The following is a 17,617-nucleotide window of genomic DNA, read 5'->3' as shown; positions in this document are numbered from 1 at the left end:
TTGGGCCACCAAATACAGTCGATTCCTCTTACGAGCCGCGGTGTATTTGCAACGGTCCGAAGGTTTGGGCCACGGGCATGAGTTCGATCGCGTTGATATTCACGTGCGCGGGGCGCGTCGCAATCCAGTAGATGGCGTCGGCGATATCCTCGGCGGTGAGCGGCTGCACGTCCTTGTAGACGGCGCTGGCCTTGTCGTCGTCGCCCTTGAAGCGCACGTTGGAGAACTCGGTGCCGCCGCACAGGCCCGGCTCGATATCCGTCACGCGCAACGCGGTTCCGGCAAGGTCGGCGCGCAGGTTCAGGCTGAATTGCCGCACGAACGCCTTGGTCGCGCCGTACACGTTGCCGCCCGGATACGGGTAGGACGCCGCGACCGAACCCAGGTTGAACACGTGACCGCGATTGCGCGCAACCATGCCGGGGAGGACGGCATGCGTGACATCGACGAGTCCCATGCAGTTGGTGTCGATCATGTTCTTCCAGTCGTCGAGATTCGCGCGTTGTGCCGGTTCGAGGCCGAGCGCGAGGCCCGCGTTGTTGACCAGCACGTCGATCTGGGCGAACGATTCGGGCAGCGAGGCGATGGCGCTCTTGATGGCATTGCTGTCGCGCACGTCGAGTTCGACTGGCAAGAGCGAGTCGCCGAGTTCCTTCGATAGCGCGGCGAGCCGGTCTTTACGGCGCGCGGCCGCGACGACGCGATGGCCGCCCTTGACGAAAGTGCGGGCAATGGCTGCGCCGAAGCCGGCAGAGGCGCCGGTGACGAATACGATCATGAGCGGGCTCCGGAAAGTGGGGGTTGGGGCTGTACCGGAGCGCGCGCGGACACACGACCGGCAACGGCGCACAGAGTACTTCCAATGATGCGATGCGGCAAGCAACTGCAAACCCGAACGATCGTGCGTTTCAAGCGTTTCGCAGACGCTCGCCAAGTTGCCTAAACCCGGCCGCACCATTACACTACAACGCTCAAACCCCGCGTGACTGGCGATAGAATCTTCGGATTCAAGGTGGAACGACCCACTAGGAAGCGCGGAGTGTCGTTTTGCCGTTCGCCTGGGCAGCTGAGATCCGCGCGCCGTCGCTGCGTTGCCGGTGGCTGTCCGTTCCGCGAACCCGGATTCTTCCCTCATCCGTCGCGTGTGGACCCGTCTGGCGTCCTGCGTCTTCCTTGCGTTTTGCGTTCGTGCTTCGAACGCATCGTCACGCGCGATCCGGTCAACCTGTTTTGATCTCACGGAAAACGTATGTTTGACAGAGCCGAAAGTACCCTCGCCAAGGTCGATCCCGAACTGCTCAAAGCGATCGAGCAGGAAAATCGCCGTCAGGAAGATCACATCGAGCTGATCGCCTCGGAAAACTACACGAGCCCGGCCGTCATGGCCGCGCAAGGCTCGCAACTCACCAACAAATACGCCGAAGGCTATCCCGGCAAGCGCTACTACGGCGGTTGCGAATACGTGGATATCGTCGAGCAACTGGCAATCGACCGCGTCAAGCAACTGTTCGGCGCCGAAGCCGCGAACGTGCAGCCGAACTCCGGTTCGCAGGCCAACCAGGGCGTGTTCTTCGCCGTACTGAAGCCGGGCGACACGATCATGGGCATGAGCCTCGCCGAAGGCGGCCACCTGACGCACGGTTCGCCCGTCAACATGTCGGGCAAGTGGTTCAACGTCGTGAGCTACGGCCTGAACGAAGCCGAAGACATCGACTACGAAAAGACCGAAGCGCTCGCCAAGGAGCACAAGCCGAAGCTGATCGTCGCGGGCGCGTCGGCGTTCGCGCTGCGTATCGACTTCGAGCGCCTGTCGCAAATCGCGAAGAGTGTCGGCGCTTACTTCATGGTCGACATGGCGCATTACGCAGGTCTCGTCGCGGCAGGCGTCTATCCGAATCCCGTTCCGCACGCGGACTTCGTGACCACGACCACGCACAAGAGCCTGCGCGGGCCGCGCGGCGGCGTGATCCTCATGAAGGCCGAATTCGAGAAGCAGATCAACTCGGCCATTTTCCCGGGCATTCAGGGCGGTCCGCTCATGCACGTGATCGCGGCGAAGGCCGTCGCGTTCAAGGAAGCGCTGACGCCGGAGTTCAAGACGTACCAGCAGCAAGTGGTCGATAACGCGCGCGTGCTGGCCGAAACGCTCGTCAAGCGCGGTCTGCGTATCGTCTCGGGCCGCACGGAAAGCCACGTCATGCTGGTCGATCTGCGCGCGAAGAAGATCACCGGCAAGGCGGCCGAAGCCGCGCTCGGCGCCGCGCACATCACGGTCAACAAGAACGCCATTCCGAACGATCCGGAAAAGCCGTTCGTCACGAGCGGCGTGCGTCTCGGTTCGCCCGCCATGACCACGCGCGGTTTCGGCGTGAAGGAAGCGGAGCAGGTCGGCAATTTGATTGCGGACGTGCTCGACGCACCGGAAGACCAGGCGAACCTCGAGCGCGTGCGCGCTCAAGTGACCGAGCTGACCAAGCGTTTCCCGGTCTATCGCTGATATTCGAACCGAGCCAGGAACCAAGCCCCGATGCGCTGCCCCTTCTGCCGACACGAAGACACCCAGGTCGTGGATTCTCGCGTGTCGGAGGACGGCGCAGCCATCCGGCGGCGGCGACGCTGTCCATCCTGCGACAAGCGTTTCACCACGTATGAGCGCGTCGAACTGGCGCTGCCGTCGGTCGTGAAGAAAGACGGCAGCCGCACCGAGTTCGATCGCCGCAAGATCGTCGCGAGCATGAAGCTGGCGCTGCGCAAGCGGCCGGTTGCGGCGGACGCCATCGAGGCAGCCGTCGCGCGCATCGAATATCAATTGCTTGGCAGCGGCGAGCGAGAAGTGCAGAGCGAACGTCTCGGCGAACTCGTGATGAACGAGTTGCGGCAGCTCGACACCATCGCTTATGTACGGTTTGCGTCGGTCTACAAGCGTTTCGAAGACGTGTCCGAGTTCGAGGACGTGCTCGAGGAATTCCGCCGCGCCGCGCCCAAAAAGACCACTTCCCGCAAGCGCTGATCGCGCGTCTGTACCGAGCATCTTTCCCCCAGTCGATCTTTTGCCCTCGGGCAGTGTGCCCCGTGCGAACGCGCGTGAACACTCGTCCATTCGGCTAATGGCGGCGCGCGTTCCTTATCGCTAGATTGAGCATTCGTTCAACTCGTCGATAAGGCATGCAGATGAGCCGCTTCTCGAATTCCGGTTTCACACTCGTCGAACTTTGCGTGGTGCTTGCCGTGATGGCGATCCTCGCGACTTTCGCCACGCCTTCGTTTCTCTCCTGGCAGGCACGCGATCAGATCGATGCCCGCGCGCGCTCGCTTTTCTCGACGCTTTCGCTCGCGCGGGCCGAATCGCTCAAACGCGGCGCGCGCGTCACGCTATGCCGCGTCGATGCGAGCCGGCATTGCCTCGCGGCGGGCAAGGCTTGCGACGCGGGTATCGCGGACTGGTCGTGCGGCTGGGGCCTCTTCGTCGATAAAGACGGCGCGCTGACGCTCTTGCGCTTGCAGCCGGCGATGACATCGGTCGCCATTGCGGGCGCATCGACGGATCTTTCGTTCACGCCGCCGATGGGCCAAGTGATCGGCGGCTTCCGTAGCTTCGATTTCGGCCCGCGCAGCGCGGATGCCAACGCGAATGCGTCGTCGCGGCGCTGCATTCGATTGGCTGCGGGCGGGCGTGCGCGCATGACTCAAGGCGCTTGCGGAGCATCGGCATGAACGCGCGATCGGTCATGGCGAGCGTCAGGCGCGGCGGGCGCACTCGATCCGTTCGCCCGCGCGGCGATTCGCTGATCGAGGTGATGATCGCCCTGTCGATCGCGGCGGTCACGGCGCTCGGACTCGTCGCCATGCAAAGCGCGCTGGCAAAAGCCGAACGAACGGCGCTGTTGAGCGAACGCGCGGCACTGATTGCCGACTCCATCGGCGAGGCAACGCGTGGCAGCGCGGATAGCTCGGCCATGTTGTCGAGGTGGCGGGCGAGGGCGGCTGCTTTGCTGCCCGATGGAGACATCGCCATCTCGGATCGCGGCAACGGCGTGCAGGTCGCAACCGTCAGCTGGCATGTCGCGGAAGGCGCGGAGCCTTGTCCCGAACCGCAGGCGCGACCGCACACGTCATGCATCGCGATGGCCTTTGCACGATGAACACGCGGCTCATTCATTCACGCGGCCACACGCTGCTCGAACTTTCGATTGCGCTTGCGCTCGGGCTGTTGATCCTGGCCGCGTCGCTGTCGGTTTATCGCGCTCAGCGTGCGGGCTTCGAACGTGCCGCCGATGCCGCGCACATTCACGATGCCGGCGCCGGCGCGCTCGATCTCGTCGCTCAACAAGTGCAGATGGCCGGATTTTCGACCGCGGGCGCGACCGACGCGCCGCTCTTCGGCTGTTCGCAGGGGCGCGTGATTGGCGCGGAGACGTCGGCGTCGTGCGAGTCGCTCGCGAGTCACTCGGACGGTCTGCAGGTCCGCTACGCGGCCGACACGGTTTCGACGTGGCCATCGACGAGCGGCACGCCTACCGACTGCATCGGCCAGACGGTTTCGGATGCGTTCGTCTTCAACCGCTATTACGCAAAGCCCAGCACGTCGAGCGGCGAGCCGGAGCTTTATTGCGAGGGCGGGGGTCGTCAGGCGCAACCGCTGGTGGAGGGCGTCGAACGGATGCGCGTCGTCTACTGGATCGCGGGTGCGCCGGCCGCGCTCGACGCGTCGGCCATCGCGCGCGAACGCTGGCCGGATGTCTACGCCGCCGAGGTTTGCGTGCTCGTGCGTGGCGCGGCGATTCAGGCGAAACGTCGGGCGAACTATGTCGATTGCGATGGCGCACCAGCCGTCAGCGATGACGGACGCACGCGCATGGCCTTCTGGCGCACGGTTGGCATACGCAACGCGCGAGGCGCGTCGTGAGGCGGCGCGCGCATTCGCGCGGCACGGTGCTGCCTATCGTCCTCTTGCTCGCCGCGATGATGCTCGTGACCGCCAGCGCCTGGCTGCAAGCCTCGCTCGTCGCGACCCGCACGGCCGTGTCGGCGCGCGAGCGGATGCAGGCGTTCCATGCGGCCGACAGCGCGTTGGTCCGCTGCGTTCGCATGATTGCCGATGCGCCCGTCGTGACGAGTTCGGGCGCGCAGGAGCCCGTGGGCTGGCGCAGCAAGGCGTCGTTCGAAGGAGCGTCGGCCGTCGCCATCGAGCCGTTTGGCGACTGGCCGATGCGCGCCGCGCGCCGCAATGTCTGATCGAGGCTTGGTCGCATACGGACCAGGCGGTGGCGGTGACGTCGTATCTCGTGACGGCGCGTGGTTTCGGCGCATCGCCCGAGACCGAGGCGTGGCTGCAATCAAGAATCGATGGCGCGACCCGACATTGGCGGCGCGTCGTAGCGAAGCCGTTTTGAGGACGAACCATGAAGGACAAGGGCTTTACGCTGCTGGAATTGATCATCGCGCTCTGCATCGTGGCGATCATCGCGACGTTCGCGGTGCCTGCGTATCGGCAGCACGTGGCGAAGGCGCATCGGCTCGATGCGGCGGCGGCGTCGATGCGCGCCGTGCAATACATCGAAAGTACGCGGCTCGCGCAGTCGGCGACGGATGCAGTGACGCTTTCCGCCGGCATGGATCAGGCGCCATCGAGCGGTGCGCCGGTTTATCGGCTTGCGGTGCTGCCGGAATCGGCGACGAATGGCGGATACAGCATCGAGGCGACGCCAGTCGCATATGGTCCGATGCAGGACGATTCTTGCGGCGTATTCATCGTCGACGCGACGGGCGTGCGGTCGAACCGCACGACGGGATCAGCGGCGACTGCACTGGACACCGCGCAGTCCACCGCTTGCTGGGGAGGGAAAAATTAAACGTTCAGAAGACCGTCGGATCGACGGCTTCGGTGGTGGCTTCGGCATGCGGGGCTTTCATCTGTTGCCAGATGCGCCAGCCTTCCCAGGCGACCAAACCCAGACCGCCCCACTTGAGCGCGGGCTTGGCACCACGCACCACGGCGGTCCGCACTGGCTTGGTCAGCACGAGCGACGCCACCGAGCCGATGATCGGATACTGCTTGAAGAGCAGGCCGAGATTGCTGCCCTTGCCGCCAAGCATCGAGCTGACCGAAGCCAGAATGCCGCCGATGCCGCCACCCGATGCGCCGCGCTTCGGCGTGCGCCGGTTGCCGCCGCCAGGCATCAGAAAACGCAGGAAACTGAAGTGCGTGATCGACGTGCGCAGATCGTGCGTGGCCTGTTGAAGCTCCATGCGTTCGACATCGGCGCGCGCAATCAGCAGTTCCTTGCGCAGCGCGCGCATGTGCGGCGTGCGCAGCGCCTTGGCGTTGTCACGCTTGGGCGGCTTGAAGGTATCGTCTTTTTTGCTCATGGTCGGACTGCCCGTGTGAGTTCAGTGGAACGTGTCGCGGTCCTTGCGGAATTCGGCGAGCGTGTCGTCAAACATGTTCGGCGCGTCGAGCAGCGTGCTGCGCGCGCGCAGTCCGCAGGCGATTGCAATCAGCGCATAAACGAGCGTGATGCCGCCAAGCGCCTGCCAGCGATACGTGTCCCAGAAGAATATGGCGATGAGCACGGTGAGGGAGATCAGCGCCATCATTGCCAGCATCATGGCGGCGAGACCAAGAAACAGTACGCCGATAAGCCGCTCCTTCTCTTCCTGAAGCTCGATACCGATGAGTTCAAGGCGCGTCTCGAAGATGGCGAAGGCAGAACTGATGATTCGTCGCAACGGTCCGGGGGACGATTGCTGCGGTGGCCGTTCGGTCGTCATGGCTTGGGTGCGAGAAGCGCGTTGGGTGCCGCTTTGATATTGTCCCGGTCGCCGCACGAGGCGGCGTTCCGGCGCGAGAGTCGATCCGCGCGCCCCGAGCGGGCGTTGGCGGCTCGGTCCTTTCTTGATGATGGACCGTGACTGTTACGAACGTAGCAATCACCGGGCCATTGTCGAGGAGCGTGAGGAAGTGCTGCTTATTTGCGGTTGATGAGAAGCCCGATCACCGTGCCGAGGCCAGCCGCAATACCAATGGATGCCCACGGGTGCTCGTGGACGTAATCGTCCGTGGCGCGCGCGGCTTTTCTGCCTCGTTCGATCACGACGACTTGTGCATCGGCGGCTTTCTCCTTCGCTTGTTTCAGTCGAGCGAGCGCGCTCTCGCGCAGTTCGGAAGCGCGTTCGCCCGTGGCGCTGGCGGCTTGCTTGAGAAGATCTTCGGCGTCAGCGAGAACGGTTTTGATGTCCGACATGAATCGCTCCTTATTGATTTCTGACATTAAAGGCTCCAATCGGTGAGGCTACCTGATTCGCAGCCAGAGATGCGATTGCTGACGAGCAGGCTGGAACCTGCAACACAGACTCCTTGCAGGTTTCATTCCACTTGATGCTAATCAAAGGAAATCGCCGCAGCCTTGTCAAACTCTCGACATCACTGACGGTGGGAGCCGATCTGACCCGTAAAAGTTTCAGCAAACTGATCGAAAGTTACAAAGAGGATCGATCAGTTCGAGTCGCACCATACGCCTTTCAGAAAAAAGCCTGAATTCCGGTTTGCGCGCGTCCGAGAATAAGCGCGTGGATATCGTGGGTGCCTTCGTAGGTATTCACCACTTCGAGATTGACGAGGTGACGCGCCACGCCGAATTCGTCCGAAATGCCGTTGCCGCCCAGCATGTCGCGCGCGAGCCGGGCGATGTCGAGCGCCTTGCCGCACGAATTGCGCTTCATGATCGAGGTGATCTCGACCGCTGCCGTGCCTTCGTCCTTCATGCGCCCGAGTCGCAGCACGCCTTGCAGGCCTAGCGTGATTTCCGTCTGCATATCGGCAAGTTTCTTTTGGATCAACTGGTTTGCCGCAAGCGGACGACCGAACTGCTTGCGATCCAGCGTGTATTGCCGCGCCATATGCCAGCAGGCTTCGGCGGCGCCGAGCGCGCCCCACGAGATGCCGTAGCGCGCCGAGTTCAGACAGGTGAACGGCCCTTTGAGACCGCGAACTTCCGGAAACAGGTTTTCTTCCGGCACGAACACTTCGTCCATCACGATCTCGCCGGTGATCGACGCGCGCAATCCAACCTTGCCGTGAATGGCTGGCGCGGACAGTCCTTTCCAGCCCTTTTCGAGGACGAAGCCGCGAATCTCATCGCGTCCGTTTTCATCCAGCTTCGCCCAGACGACGAACACATCCGCGATAGGCGAGTTCGAGATCCACATCTTCGAGCCCGAAAGCGAGTAGCCGTCCTGCACTTTCTTCGCGCGCGTCGTCATGCTGGCGGGATCGGAACCGGCGTTCGGCTCGGTGAGCCCGAAGCAGCCGATCCACTCGCCGCGCGCGAGCTTCGGCAGATACTTTTCCTTTTGCGCGTCGCTGCCGAAAGCGTGAATCGGCACCATTACGAGCGACGATTGCACCGACATCATCGAGCGATAGCCGGAATCCACGCGTTCCACTTCGCGCGCGATCAGGCCGTAGCTCACGTACTTGAGGCCCGGTCCGCCGTATTGTTCGGGGATGGTCGGGCCGAGCAGACCGAGCTCGCCCATTTCGCGGAAGATCGACGGATCGGTCGTTTCCTCGCGAAACGCCTGCGTCACGCGCGGCAGCAGCTTGTCCTGCGCGTAGGCGCGCGCGGCGTCGCGGACCATGCGTTCTTCTTCGTTGAGTTGCTGATCCAGCAAGAGCGGGTCTTCCCAGTTGAAGCGAGCGGCGTCGGCCATATGCGTCTCCTCCCATGCAGTGTCGATTGAAAAGCGCCTCGCTTCGGCGCTTGACTTGCGTTCCGCTTAGCGGAACAATGTTTTGCAATTAGATTCGAGTTTAGCACCCGATGTCTGCTGCTTTCAAACGTGGTTCTGGGCGTGAAACCGACGGCGAATCTCGCCGAAAAGCCGAACGTGCATCTGATGGCAGAACCGAAGACGCATTAGCCGGCGACTCCAAAGGCGCTTCTAGCCGCGAATCTGTCCGCGCTTCAGGCCGCGAATCGAGCTGCGAGTCCGGCCGTGAATCCATCCACGAATTCGTGCGTGTGGATGAGCGTAATCCCGGACACGCGTCCAAACGCGCTTCAAACCACGAGTCCGACCGCCACTCCCACCTGTCGCCCAACGCATCCGACGATCGCAAGTTCGTCGTCGCCCTCGCACGCGGTCTCGATATGTTGCGCGCATTTCGCCCTGGCGAGACGCTTCTTGGCAATCGCGATTTCGTCGCGCGCACGGGATTGCCCAAGGCGACGGTCAACCGTCTGGCCTACACGCTGACCACGCTCGGTTACCTGCGTTTCGACGATGCCGCCGGCAAGTACGCGCTCGACACGGGCGTGCTCTCGCTCGGCTTCTCGCTATTGGCGGGCGCGGACACACTGGAACTCGCCCGGCCACATATGCGGGCGCTGGCGCGTGAGATCGGCGCGGCGGTATCGCTCGGCTGTCGCGATGGCCTCGACATGATCTATCTGGAAACCATTCGTAGCGAAACCGCGCTCACGCTCGGCCTCGCGCCCGGATCGCGTCTGTCGATGCTCACGAGTTCCATGGGACGCGCCTATCTCGCCGTGCTCGACGCCGATGAGCGCGCGGCCTTGCTGGAAGAATTGCGGGAACGGGAAGGCGCCGAACGAGTGGCTTCGGCACAGCGCGCGATCGAAGATTTCGCGCGCGACGGCTGCTGCTATTCATTCCGTGAATGGCACGACGACGTCAACGCGATTGCCGCGCCGTTTCGCGACGTGCGCAATGGGCGCTGGCTGGTGTTGAGCAGCAGCGGGCCGGCGTCGTCGATGGATGAGGGTTATTTCCGCGAGTCGATTGCGCCGAAGCTAAGGGCGTTGGCGGGACGGCTCGCCTGAAGGACCGCTCGATTGGGCTGCTCGCGGCATCGTGAAGCAGCCGTGCTCGAAGCGTCGCCGGGCGGCGAGGGTCGCGCGCGATTGCGCAGTCGCCGCAGCTTGAGCTCATCGACCGCACGCAACCTCAAAGCATCGTGCGCACATGCCAAAGCTCCGGAAACAGCACCACGTCCAGCATCTTGCGCAGATACGAAGCGCCCGCCGTGCCGCCCGTTCCTTGCTTGAAGCCGATGATGCGCTCCACCGTCGTCACATGCCGAAAGCGCCATTGCCGGAAGGCGTCTTCCAGATCGACGAGTTCCTCCGCCATCTCATAGAGCTCCCAGTAGCGTGACGGATCGCGATACACCGCGAGCCACGCCGCTTCGACCGACGCGTCGTGCGTCGTGGGCTGGGTCCAGTCGCGCTGCAGTCTTTCGGGCGCGATCTGGAAGCCACGTCGCGCGAGCAGTCGGATCACTTCGTCGTAGAACGAAGGCGCTTCGAGCGTCTGTCGCACCTGCGCGAGAATCTCCGGCCGATGCGCATGCGGCTTCAGCATCTGCTCATTCTTGTTGCCGAGCATGAACTCGATCTGCCGATACTGATGCGACTGAAACCCGGATGACGCACCGAGATACGGCCGCATCGCGGTGTATTCGGAAGGCGTCATGGTCGCGAGGACGCTCCACGCCTGCACCAGTTGCTCGAAGATGCGCGACACGCGCGCGAGCATCTTGAAGGCGGATGGCAGGGCGTCGGTATGAACCGCTTCGAGGGCAGCATGCAGTTCGTAGAGCGCGAGCTTCATCCAGAGTTCGCTCGTCTGGTGCTGCACGATGAACAGCATCTCGTTGTGGTCCGGCGAGCGTGGATGCTGCGCGGTCAGAATCGAATCGAGGCCGAGATAGTCGCCGTAGCTCATCGAATCGGAGAAATCGAGCTTGGCTTCGTGCCAGCCTGATTCTGCCGGATGCACCGCCCGTGCGGCATCGGCCGCACCGTGGCCGAACGGACATCCGCCGCCTTTGACCTCATTCATGGCCGTCACCTCTCAAGTCACCGAAGCGCGTTCGCCAAACTCCGGCGCACGCCAGCTTTCGGTCGCGAGCACATCGCGCAAGGTTTCAACCGCGTCCCAGACATCGACGAAACGCGCGTAAAGCGGCGTGAAGCCGAAGCGCAAAATACGCGGCTCGCGATAATCGCCGATCACGCCACGCGCGATCAGCGCCTGCATCACCTCATAGCCGTTCGGATGCTCGAAGCTCACTTGCGAGCCGCGTCGCGCATGTTCGCGCGGCGTCGCGAGCGTCAGCGGAAACTCGCCGCAACGCGCTTCCACCAGCTCGATGAACAGATCGCCAAGCGCAAGCGACTTGCGCCGCAAGGTCTGCATATCCGTTTGCAGGAATACATCGAGCCCGCACTCGACGAGCGACATCGAGACAATAGGCTGCGTGCCGCACAGATATCGACCGATACCATCGTCCGGGCGATACACCGGGTCCATCGCGAACGGTTTCTTGTGCCCCCACCAGCCCGAGAGCGGCTGCGAGAATGTGTCCTGATGACGCTTGGGCACCCACACGAACGCAGGCGAACCCGGTCCGCCGTTCAGATACTTATACGTGCAGCCGACGGCGTAGTCCGCGCCGACGCCGTTCAGATCGACCGGCACCGCGCCTGCCGAATGCGCCAGGTCCCAGACCGCGATTGCGCCCGAGCGATGAATCGTCTCGGTGAGCGCGGCCATGTCGTGCATGTAGCCGGTGCGGTAGTTCACGTGCGTGATCATCGCGATGGCGGTGTGTTCGTCGATGGCGGCAGGCAGTTCGGACGCGTCATCGACGAGACGCAGTTCATAGCCGCGATCGAGCTGCTCGATCAAACCCTGCGCGATATACAGGTCGCTCGGAAAGTTCGAACGTTCGGAGACGATCACGCGACGTTTCGGATCGCGCTCGTTCGCGAGTTTGAGCGCCGCGGAGAGGATCTTGAAGAGATTGGCCGAGATCGTGTCGTTCACGACGACTTCATCCTCGCCCGCGCCGATGAGCGGAGCCAGCTTGTTGCCGAGCCGTCGCGGCAGCGCGTACCAGCCGGCGGTGTTCCAACTGCGGATCAGCCCTTCGCCCCATTCTTCGGCGATCACGCCGGCCGCGCGCGCGGCAGCCGCTTTGGGCGGCACGCCGAGCGAGTTGCCATCCAGATAGATCACGTCGTTCGCAAGCACGAATTGATCGCGCAGGGCATTCAGCGGGTCGTCGCGGTCGAGTGCGGCGGCGTCGTCACGGTTTTTCATCGAAAAGTCCAATTGTTCAGGGAAGATCGGGCGATCAGGAAAGCGGGCGCAGGACGGCGCGCACCGGGCTCGCATCGAGCGTCGAAAATTTGAGCGGCAGCGCGATGAGTTCGTAGTCGCCGGGCGCGACGGCATCGAGCACGAGGCCTTCGAGAATCGCCATGCCGTGCGCGCGAATCCGGCGATGCGCGTCCATCGTCTTCGATTCCTGCGGATCGAGCGATGGCGTGTCGATACCGATGAGCTTCACGCCACGCGCCGCCAATAGATCAATGGTCGCGGGCGCGACGGCACAAAATGCGCTGTCCCAAGTGTCGAGCGGCGCACTCGCGTAGGTACGCAGGAGGATGCGCGGCGGGGCGTTGTCATCGTCGAGAAAATCGGCGATATGTTCTGGCAAAACGAGCGGCGCCGCGCCAATGCAATGCACGACCCGGCAAGCGCCGAGATACGTGTCGAGCGGCACCTCGCCAATAGCCGCGCCGTGTTCGTCGTAATGCAGCGGGGCATCGGCATGAGCGCCGGTGTGCGGCGAAAGCGTGAAACGCGCCACGTTCACGGGCGAGCCCGCTTCCATGCGCCAGACGCGTTCGATACCAACGGGCGTATCGCCCGGCCAGACCGGCGTGTCGGTGGAAATCGGCGGAGAAACATCGAGAAGCGTCATGTCGGCTAACAGAAAGCGCTGGGATGCGTCAAATCATAGCCGTGCTATCTCGAAATGTGATTGCAAAAAAACTACCCAAAAACGTTGTGGCTAGAACATAATTCGATGAAACGGGCTAGGGGACTAAAAAATGACCGGATTCACGCTCGATGCAACAGATTGCCGAATTCTGGCGGTACTGCAGGAAGATGGACGGATCAGTAACCTGGACCTTGCGGAGCGCATCGCGCTCTCGCCTTCGGCGTGTTTGCGCCGCATGCGCCTGCTCGAAGAAGAGGGCGTGATTGCGAGCTATCGCGCGTGTCTGGACCGTGAGCGGCTGGGCATCGAGCTCGAAGCCTTCGTGCACGTCTCCATGCGCAACGACCAGGAAAACTGGCACGAGAAGTTCGCGGCGGCCGTGCGCGAATGGCCGGAAGTGGTGGGCGCGTTCGTCGTCACGGGCGACACGCATTACGTGTTGCGCGTGCTCGCGCACAACCTCAAGCACTACTCGGATTTCATTCTGAGCAAGCTGTATAAGGCGCCGGGCGTTATCGACATTCGCTCGAATATCGTCTTGCAAACCATGAAGGACGATGCGGGTGTGCCCGTCGCGCTGATCGAACAACCGGCGCGGCCAAGCAGCCCGCCTTGAGCCTGAGGCGTTGATACTCAAGCGTCGAGGCGCTTATTCGATCGATCCCAACGTGTGGAATCCGCCGGCGTGAAACACGAGCGGAGGCGCGCTGTCGTCTTTCGCGCGCACGCCACAGCGCTCCACTTCGCCGACAAAGATCACGTGGTCGCCTTCGTCGTAGCGGCTGCGATTGTGGCATTCGAACCAGGCAATCGCGCCGTCGAGCACTGGCATGCCGGTGTCGCCCGCCGCGTGCGAGACGCCCGCAAAGCGGTCGCCCTTGACCGTGGCGAAGCGCCGGCAAAGCTCCAGTTGCGATGCCGCGAGCACGTTCACCACGTAGTGACTATTGGCGCGAAACACCGGCATCGAAGCCGACTTGGTGGCGAGACTCCACAGCACGAGCGGCGGGTCGAGCGATACCGAATTAAACGAACTGGCCGTGATGCCGATCAACTGCCCGGATTCGGTGCGCGTGGTGATGACGGTCACGCCCGTCGCAAACTGGCCGAGCGCGGCGCGGAATTCTTTCGGATCGAAGTTCGGGGTTTTAGCGCTTGTCATCGGGCAAAGTCGTCTTGTTTTTTCGCCGACCTGACGAGTTTCGCTTGGAGCGAGAGGACTTGTCATCGGTTAGAAGTGTCTTGTTTTATGCCGATCCGGACGCGCGTTTCCTCGGGGCGAAAGGGCTTGTCATCAGGTGGTGGAATCTCGTCTTGCCGAACCGGATACGTGTTGCATTCGAATCGGAAGGGCCTGTTCTCGTGTTGTCTAAAAGCTGGAGATTGGCTCGATTCTAGCGGAATCAGCCGTCCGGAACCGCCATAAGCCAGCGTCGGCAGTGTGGCCAACGCCGCTTTGTAAAAGCCGGTAAGCTCGGAGCAAGCCCTTTGCGCGCATCGAAACATCGAAGAAACCGTGGGGAATGTTGAAGAAGCGGCGAGGCGCATCCATATGGGTGATCCGCGGCATGGCCGCATGCACTTGACGAGGAGTTGCGCATGACCCAGCAGAATGAGCAGGCGAGAACCGAAACCGCGACGCTCGGCGGCGGTTGCTTCTGGTGCACGGAAGCGGTGTTTCTGGCGGTCGAAGGCGTGGTGTCGGTCGAATCCGGCTATGCGGGCGGCAAGGTGGTCGATCCGTCGTACGAACAGGTCTGCGACGGCGAAACCGGGCACGCGGAAGTGGTGAAGGTCGTGTTCGATCCGGCGATCATCAGCTACCGCGAAGTGCTCGAGATTTTCTTCGCGACGCACGATCCGACGCAACTCAATCGCCAGGGTAATGACGTGGGCACGCAGTATCGCTCGGCGGTGTTCACGCATTCGGACGAGCAACGAAAGGTCGCGCTCGAAGTGATCGATGAACTGCAGCGCGAGGATGTCTTCGGCGGCAAGATCGTCACGCAGGTCACCGCGCTCGATAACGACTACTATCCGGCCGAAGCGTATCACCAGAACTACTTCGAGCAGCATCCGAACCAGGGGTATTGCGCGGCGGTTGTCGGCCCGAAGGTCGCAAAGTTCCGCAAGAAGTTCGCGCATCGGTTGAAGAAGTGAAAGGCGGGGCGGAGGCCGCGCTTGAGGGCGGTCTGCATACCGTGTCGGAGCCGGGAAGTCGCCGCGTTCAGTCCATGCCATAAGGCAAGGCATCTTAGCGTGCAAGTCACGCTTGAAGAAAAGACGTGACGGCATGCGAGCCGTGCCTGAAGTGCGGCTCGATAGCGGTGGATAGAGCGTTCAGCCAGTACGCCGGGGAGCCCGGTCGATTTCAGCCGTCGCACGTTATAGCTTTACCGCTAGCCGCGTTGTACGCGCTCGCATTCCCGCGCAATCCCACGCGCAAGCTCGAAGCACGTAAGCGGCGCGGAACCCTCCGCCTTGTTGTTCGCCGCGATGACCACCGGTTGGCCCGCGATCGCATATCGCGCGGCCAGTTCGGCCAGCGCCTCGCGCGTGTCGCGGTCTTCATCGACTATTTGGTCGAACGGCTCGTACTTCGCCTTTGCCTGTTCGTAGCGAAAGCCGCTGTGCAAACTCCAGCGCACGACGAGCGGCCCTAGCGTTTCTTCGTCCAGCAACGCGAGCGCCTTCGCCTGGCGACGCACGTCCGGCATGCGCGCGTGCACGCCGATGCAATAGCGCACGTTCGCGTCCCGCAGCGCGCGTATGAAGCGCGGTGTCAGCATGACGGCGTCGCGCAATTCGACGGCGTAACGCGTCTCGCCTTCGAGCGGCGGAAGCGCGCCGAGAAACGCCGCCAACCGGTCGATGAAGCGCGATGGCTCGACGATCATCACATCCGGCAGCGGCGAGAACTGGAACACGAGCGCGCCGGCTTTCGTCCCAAGCCCGCCGATGCACGGCGTCACGAATTCGTCGATGGCAATCCGCGCGTTCAGAAACGCGGGGTTCTCCGCATCGGGCGCGCCGCGCTGGCCGCGGATGAAGGCGTCGGTGACGGCGGCAGGCGCCTTCACGATGAAGCGAAAGTGCTCCGGCACCTGGCTCGCATACCGCGCGTAGTCGGCGAGCGAAAGCGGTGCGTAGAACGAGCGGTCGATGGACACGCAGCGCAACAACGGATGTGCGCTGTAGGCGGTAAGGCCGTCGCGCGAGAGCTTCGTGTTCGAATACGCGTCGCCGTAGACGATGCCGCGCCAGCCCGGAAACGACCATGTCGATGTGCCGAGATGAATGGCTTCGGGCAGTTTTTTCGCGAGCGCGTAGAGATCGGCGTTCAATGGCGCGGGCAGGACGCCGCGTGCCTTCGGCTGGCTCGCGGGCTTGCGCGGCGCGGGTTCTTCGAACAGGTCGGGTTCTGTGGCTTGCCCGTGTTCCGCCGACGCCGGCAGGCACTCTGGCTCACCGGCTGGCGCAATCTCACTCGGCGCCGCGTCATCGAGCAGGGAGCCCTGCGCGTCGCCGTCACGCGCAGCGTCCTCTCCCGAAAACTTCGATCCCTGCTTCAGAGCGCCTTCTCGTAAATGTATTTCCGCGACCACGGCAAGGTCGTCGCGCTGCGGCCCGCCTTGCGGCACACCACCTGATAGATCGACACGTCGTCGTTCTCGAACGCGTACGCGCAACCCGCGAGATACACGCGCCAGATGCGGAATTTCTCGTCATCGACGAGCTTCTTGGCTTGCTCGGCATTTGCCTCGAAGCTCTCGGCCCAGATGTCGAGCGTGCGCGCGTAATGCCGGCGCAAGCTTTCGATGTCGATCGCTTCCAGCCCGCCGCGCTGCATGCTTTCGAGCGCGAGACCGATATGCGGCAACTCGCCATCCGGAAACACGTAGCGGTCGATAAACTCGCCGCCGCCGAGCGCGGTCTCGCCGCTGTCGGCGTCGGATGACGTGATGCCGTGATTCATCGCGACGCCGTCATCGACCAGCAGATCGCGAATCTTTGCAAAGTAGCCCGGCAGATTTTTGCGTCCGACGTGCTCGAACATGCCCACGCTCGTGATGCGGTCGAATTGCCCCGGCACGTCGCGATAATCTTGCAGACGGATTTCGATCTGATCTTCGAGGCCGGCATCTTTCACGCGCTGCGTCGCGAGCTTGAACTGGTTTTCCGAGAGCGTCACGCCCACGCACTTCGCGCCGAACTTCTGCGCGGCGCGGATCACGAGCGCGCCCCAGCCGCAGCCAATGTCGAGCAAACGATGGCCCGGCTGCACTTGAATCTTGGTCAGGATGTGATCGATTTTCTTGATCTGCGCGGTGGCCAAATCTTCGTCGCCGTTTTCGAAGTACGCGCACGAGTACACCATGTTCTTGTCGAGCCAGAGCTGATAGAACTCGTTCGACACATCGTAGTGGTACTGAATGGCCTTCTTGTCCGACGCCTTCGAGTGATTGAAGTAGCGCCGCACGCGAGCCAGCTTGCCCGCGCTCGTGACGGTGTTCTTCGCGAGCGAATAACCGACGTTGATGATGTCCGAGAGCTTGCCCTCGATATCGATCTTGCCTTTCACGTACGCTTCACCGAGATTGTCGAGACTCGGTTCCAGCAGATAAGGCAGCGCCGTCGCGCTCTTTACATGCAACGTGACTTGCGGCGCGGCGAACTGCCCGAAGTCGTGCTGCTGTCCATCCCAAAGCACGAGGCGCGCAGGCAGGTTGGCCCTGGCCCGCACTTCCTCGACCCATTGCGTCAGCTTCTTCTCCCAGAACATGCTTGCTTCTCCGCGCT

21 protein-coding genes and 1 riboswitch are annotated in these 17,617 nt (G+C 62.7%); of the genes, 10 read left to right on the top strand and 11 right to left on the bottom strand.

The window, feature by feature from the left end; genetic code table 11:
* Positions 1 to 28: 28 nt before the first annotated feature.
* On the bottom strand, positions 29 to 778 hold the full coding sequence (locus tag NCT04_RS11985; protein ID WP_250465598.1) for an SDR family NAD(P)-dependent oxidoreductase: 750 nt from the start codon (positions 776 to 778) through the stop codon (positions 29 to 31).
* 194 nt (positions 779 to 972) lie between these two features.
* A riboswitch (ZMP/ZTP riboswitch) is annotated at positions 973 to 1,071 on the top strand.
* 178 nt (positions 1,072 to 1,249) lie between these two features.
* On the opposite strand from NCT04_RS11985, the gene glyA reads away from it, so the two are divergent.
* The 7 genes from glyA to NCT04_RS11950 all read left to right on the top strand — a co-directional run bounded on the left by glyA (position 1,250) and on the right by NCT04_RS11950 (position 5,852).
* Positions 1,250 to 2,497: a serine hydroxymethyltransferase gene (gene glyA, locus NCT04_RS11980; protein ID WP_250465596.1), complete on the top strand. Its 1,248-nt coding sequence runs from the start codon at positions 1,250 to 1,252 to the stop codon at positions 2,495 to 2,497.
* A 30-nt stretch (positions 2,498 to 2,527) separates the two neighbouring features.
* Positions 2,528 to 3,010 carry a transcriptional regulator NrdR gene (nrdR, locus tag NCT04_RS11975; protein WP_250465595.1) on the top strand — a complete coding sequence of 161 codons (483 nt, stop codon included), beginning with the start codon at positions 2,528 to 2,530 and terminating at the stop codon, positions 3,008 to 3,010.
* 155 nt (positions 3,011 to 3,165) lie between these two features.
* Entirely contained in the window at positions 3,166 to 3,714 is a 549-nt protein-coding gene (locus NCT04_RS11970; RefSeq protein WP_244826187.1) for a GspH/FimT family pseudopilin, read from the top strand.
* Positions 3,711 to 4,142: a type IV pilus modification PilV family protein gene (locus NCT04_RS11965; protein ID WP_250465593.1), complete on the top strand. Its 432-nt coding sequence runs from the start codon at positions 3,711 to 3,713 to the stop codon at positions 4,140 to 4,142. The genes NCT04_RS11970 and NCT04_RS11965 overlap by 4 nt, the downstream gene beginning before the upstream one ends.
* Entirely contained in the window at positions 4,139 to 4,906 is a 768-nt protein-coding gene (locus NCT04_RS11960; protein ID WP_250465624.1) for a PilW family protein, read from the top strand. The genes NCT04_RS11965 and NCT04_RS11960 overlap by 4 nt, the downstream gene beginning before the upstream one ends.
* Positions 4,903 to 5,235: a pilus assembly PilX family protein gene (locus tag NCT04_RS11955; RefSeq protein ID WP_250465591.1), complete on the top strand. Its 333-nt coding sequence runs from the start codon at positions 4,903 to 4,905 to the stop codon at positions 5,233 to 5,235. The genes NCT04_RS11960 and NCT04_RS11955 overlap by 4 nt, the downstream gene beginning before the upstream one ends.
* 167 nt (positions 5,236 to 5,402) lie before the next feature.
* Positions 5,403 to 5,852 carry a type IV pilin protein gene (locus NCT04_RS11950; protein WP_250465589.1) on the top strand — a complete coding sequence of 150 codons (450 nt, stop codon included), beginning with the start codon at positions 5,403 to 5,405 and terminating at the stop codon, positions 5,850 to 5,852.
* A gap of 4 nt (positions 5,853 to 5,856) precedes the next feature.
* Here NCT04_RS11950 and NCT04_RS11945 read toward each other — a convergent pair whose 3' ends face one another.
* The 4 genes from NCT04_RS11945 to NCT04_RS11930 form a co-directional block, all read right to left on the bottom strand.
* Positions 5,857 to 6,369 carry a DUF3318 domain-containing protein gene (locus NCT04_RS11945; protein WP_244826183.1) on the bottom strand — a complete coding sequence of 171 codons (513 nt, stop codon included), beginning with the start codon at positions 6,367 to 6,369 and terminating at the stop codon, positions 5,857 to 5,859.
* A 21-nt stretch (positions 6,370 to 6,390) separates the two neighbouring features.
* Complete coding sequence (locus NCT04_RS11940; RefSeq protein ID WP_244826182.1) at positions 6,391 to 6,771, bottom strand: phage holin family protein; 381 nt, start codon at positions 6,769 to 6,771, stop codon at positions 6,391 to 6,393.
* 197 nt (positions 6,772 to 6,968) lie between these two features.
* Complete coding sequence (locus NCT04_RS11935) at positions 6,969 to 7,271, bottom strand: ElaB/YgaM/YqjD family protein (protein ID WP_244826181.1); 303 nt, start codon at positions 7,269 to 7,271, stop codon at positions 6,969 to 6,971.
* A 250-nt stretch (positions 7,272 to 7,521) separates the two neighbouring features.
* Positions 7,522 to 8,712, bottom strand: coding sequence for an acyl-CoA dehydrogenase (locus tag NCT04_RS11930; RefSeq protein WP_250465588.1), 1,191 nt, complete (start codon positions 8,710 to 8,712; stop codon positions 7,522 to 7,524).
* 380 nt (positions 8,713 to 9,092) lie between these two features.
* Between NCT04_RS11930 and NCT04_RS11925 the strand changes: the two genes are divergently transcribed.
* Entirely contained in the window at positions 9,093 to 9,845 is a 753-nt protein-coding gene (locus NCT04_RS11925) for an IclR family transcriptional regulator (protein ID WP_244828103.1), read from the top strand.
* A gap of 124 nt (positions 9,846 to 9,969) precedes the next feature.
* Here NCT04_RS11925 and kynA read toward each other — a convergent pair whose 3' ends face one another.
* From kynA to kynB, 3 genes are read right to left on the bottom strand one after another with little or no spacing between them, the layout of a single operon-like run.
* A complete protein-coding gene (kynA, locus tag NCT04_RS11920) occupies positions 9,970 to 10,866 on the bottom strand; it encodes a tryptophan 2,3-dioxygenase (RefSeq protein WP_250465586.1) in 897 nt (298 codons plus the stop codon).
* A gap of 12 nt (positions 10,867 to 10,878) precedes the next feature.
* Positions 10,879 to 12,129 carry a kynureninase gene (gene kynU / locus NCT04_RS11915; protein WP_250465585.1) on the bottom strand — a complete coding sequence of 417 codons (1,251 nt, stop codon included), beginning with the start codon at positions 12,127 to 12,129 and terminating at the stop codon, positions 10,879 to 10,881.
* A 34-nt stretch (positions 12,130 to 12,163) separates the two neighbouring features.
* Entirely contained in the window at positions 12,164 to 12,796 is a 633-nt protein-coding gene (gene kynB, locus NCT04_RS11910; protein ID WP_250465582.1) for an arylformamidase, read from the bottom strand.
* A 130-nt stretch (positions 12,797 to 12,926) separates the two neighbouring features.
* Here kynB and NCT04_RS11905 point away from each other — a divergent pair, with 130 nt between their 5' ends.
* Positions 12,927 to 13,433 carry an Lrp/AsnC family transcriptional regulator gene (locus NCT04_RS11905; RefSeq protein ID WP_244826176.1) on the top strand — a complete coding sequence of 169 codons (507 nt, stop codon included), beginning with the start codon at positions 12,927 to 12,929 and terminating at the stop codon, positions 13,431 to 13,433.
* Positions 13,434 to 13,466: 33 nt separating this feature from the next.
* On the opposite strand, the gene NCT04_RS11900 is transcribed toward NCT04_RS11905, so the two are convergent.
* Entirely contained in the window at positions 13,467 to 13,979 is a 513-nt protein-coding gene (locus NCT04_RS11900) for a flavin reductase family protein (protein WP_250465581.1), read from the bottom strand.
* Positions 13,980 to 14,416: 437 nt separating this feature from the next.
* Between NCT04_RS11900 and msrA the strand changes: the two genes are divergently transcribed.
* Positions 14,417 to 14,977, top strand: a complete 561-nt coding sequence (gene msrA, locus NCT04_RS11895; protein WP_244826174.1) for a peptide-methionine (S)-S-oxide reductase MsrA — start codon at positions 14,417 to 14,419, stop codon at positions 14,975 to 14,977.
* A 239-nt stretch (positions 14,978 to 15,216) separates the two neighbouring features.
* Here the strand turns inward: msrA and NCT04_RS11890 are convergent, their stop codons facing one another.
* Together NCT04_RS11890 and NCT04_RS11885 are read right to left on the bottom strand one after the other, a co-directional pair.
* Positions 15,217 to 16,230, bottom strand: coding sequence for a DUF72 domain-containing protein (locus NCT04_RS11890; RefSeq protein ID WP_502800662.1), 1,014 nt, complete (start codon positions 16,228 to 16,230; stop codon positions 15,217 to 15,219).
* A 155-nt stretch (positions 16,231 to 16,385) separates the two neighbouring features.
* The gene (locus tag NCT04_RS11885) at positions 16,386 to 17,600 is read right to left on the bottom strand and encodes a class I SAM-dependent methyltransferase (RefSeq protein WP_244826172.1); all 1,215 of its coding nucleotides are present in this window, start codon (positions 17,598 to 17,600) and stop codon (positions 16,386 to 16,388) included.
* Positions 17,601 to 17,617 lie beyond the last annotated feature (17 nt).

Source organism: Caballeronia sp. GAFFF2 (genome assembly GCF_023631485.1).
Classification (GTDB): domain Bacteria; phylum Pseudomonadota; class Gammaproteobacteria; order Burkholderiales; family Burkholderiaceae; genus Caballeronia.
Note: the sequence above shows the minus strand (reverse complement) of the source record. Positions and strands in the feature narration are given on the sequence as shown.

What these genes read in the sequence shown, in the direction of transcription:
- glyA (WP_250465596.1), top strand. Translation starts at nt 1,250, where the DNA reads ATGTTTGACAGAGCCGAAAGTACCCTCGCCAAGGTCGATCCCGAACTG.
- NCT04_RS11960 (WP_250465624.1), top strand. Translation starts at nt 4,139, where the DNA reads ATGAACACGCGGCTCATTCATTCACGCGGCCACACGCTGCTCGAACTT.
- NCT04_RS11905 (WP_244826176.1), top strand. Translation starts at nt 12,927, where the DNA reads ATGACCGGATTCACGCTCGATGCAACAGATTGCCGAATTCTGGCGGTA.
- NCT04_RS11935 (WP_244826181.1), bottom strand. Translation starts at nt 7,271, where the DNA reads ATGTCAGAAATCAATAAGGAGCGATTCATGTCGGACATCAAAACCGTT.
- NCT04_RS11950 (WP_250465589.1), top strand. Translation starts at nt 5,403, where the DNA reads ATGAAGGACAAGGGCTTTACGCTGCTGGAATTGATCATCGCGCTCTGC.
- NCT04_RS11885 (WP_244826172.1), bottom strand. Translation starts at nt 17,600, where the DNA reads ATGTTCTGGGAGAAGAAGCTGACGCAATGGGTCGAGGAAGTGCGGGCC.
- NCT04_RS11965 (WP_250465593.1), top strand. Translation starts at nt 3,711, where the DNA reads ATGAACGCGCGATCGGTCATGGCGAGCGTCAGGCGCGGCGGGCGCACT.
- msrA (WP_244826174.1), top strand. Translation starts at nt 14,417, where the DNA reads ATGACCCAGCAGAATGAGCAGGCGAGAACCGAAACCGCGACGCTCGGC.
- NCT04_RS11940 (WP_244826182.1), bottom strand. Translation starts at nt 6,771, where the DNA reads ATGACGACCGAACGGCCACCGCAGCAATCGTCCCCCGGACCGTTGCGA.
- NCT04_RS11970 (WP_244826187.1), top strand. Translation starts at nt 3,166, where the DNA reads ATGCAGATGAGCCGCTTCTCGAATTCCGGTTTCACACTCGTCGAACTT.
- NCT04_RS11945 (WP_244826183.1), bottom strand. Translation starts at nt 6,369, where the DNA reads ATGAGCAAAAAAGACGATACCTTCAAGCCGCCCAAGCGTGACAACGCC.
- nrdR (WP_250465595.1), top strand. Translation starts at nt 2,528, where the DNA reads ATGCGCTGCCCCTTCTGCCGACACGAAGACACCCAGGTCGTGGATTCT.
- NCT04_RS11985 (WP_250465598.1), bottom strand. Translation starts at nt 778, where the DNA reads ATGATCGTATTCGTCACCGGCGCCTCTGCCGGCTTCGGCGCAGCCATT.
- kynB (WP_250465582.1), bottom strand. Translation starts at nt 12,796, where the DNA reads ATGACGCTTCTCGATGTTTCTCCGCCGATTTCCACCGACACGCCGGTC.
- NCT04_RS11900 (WP_250465581.1), bottom strand. Translation starts at nt 13,979, where the DNA reads ATGACAAGCGCTAAAACCCCGAACTTCGATCCGAAAGAATTCCGCGCC.
- kynA (WP_250465586.1), bottom strand. Translation starts at nt 10,866, where the DNA reads ATGAATGAGGTCAAAGGCGGCGGATGTCCGTTCGGCCACGGTGCGGCC.
- NCT04_RS11930 (WP_250465588.1), bottom strand. Translation starts at nt 8,712, where the DNA reads ATGGCCGACGCCGCTCGCTTCAACTGGGAAGACCCGCTCTTGCTGGAT.
- kynU (WP_250465585.1), bottom strand. Translation starts at nt 12,129, where the DNA reads ATGAAAAACCGTGACGACGCCGCCGCACTCGACCGCGACGACCCGCTG.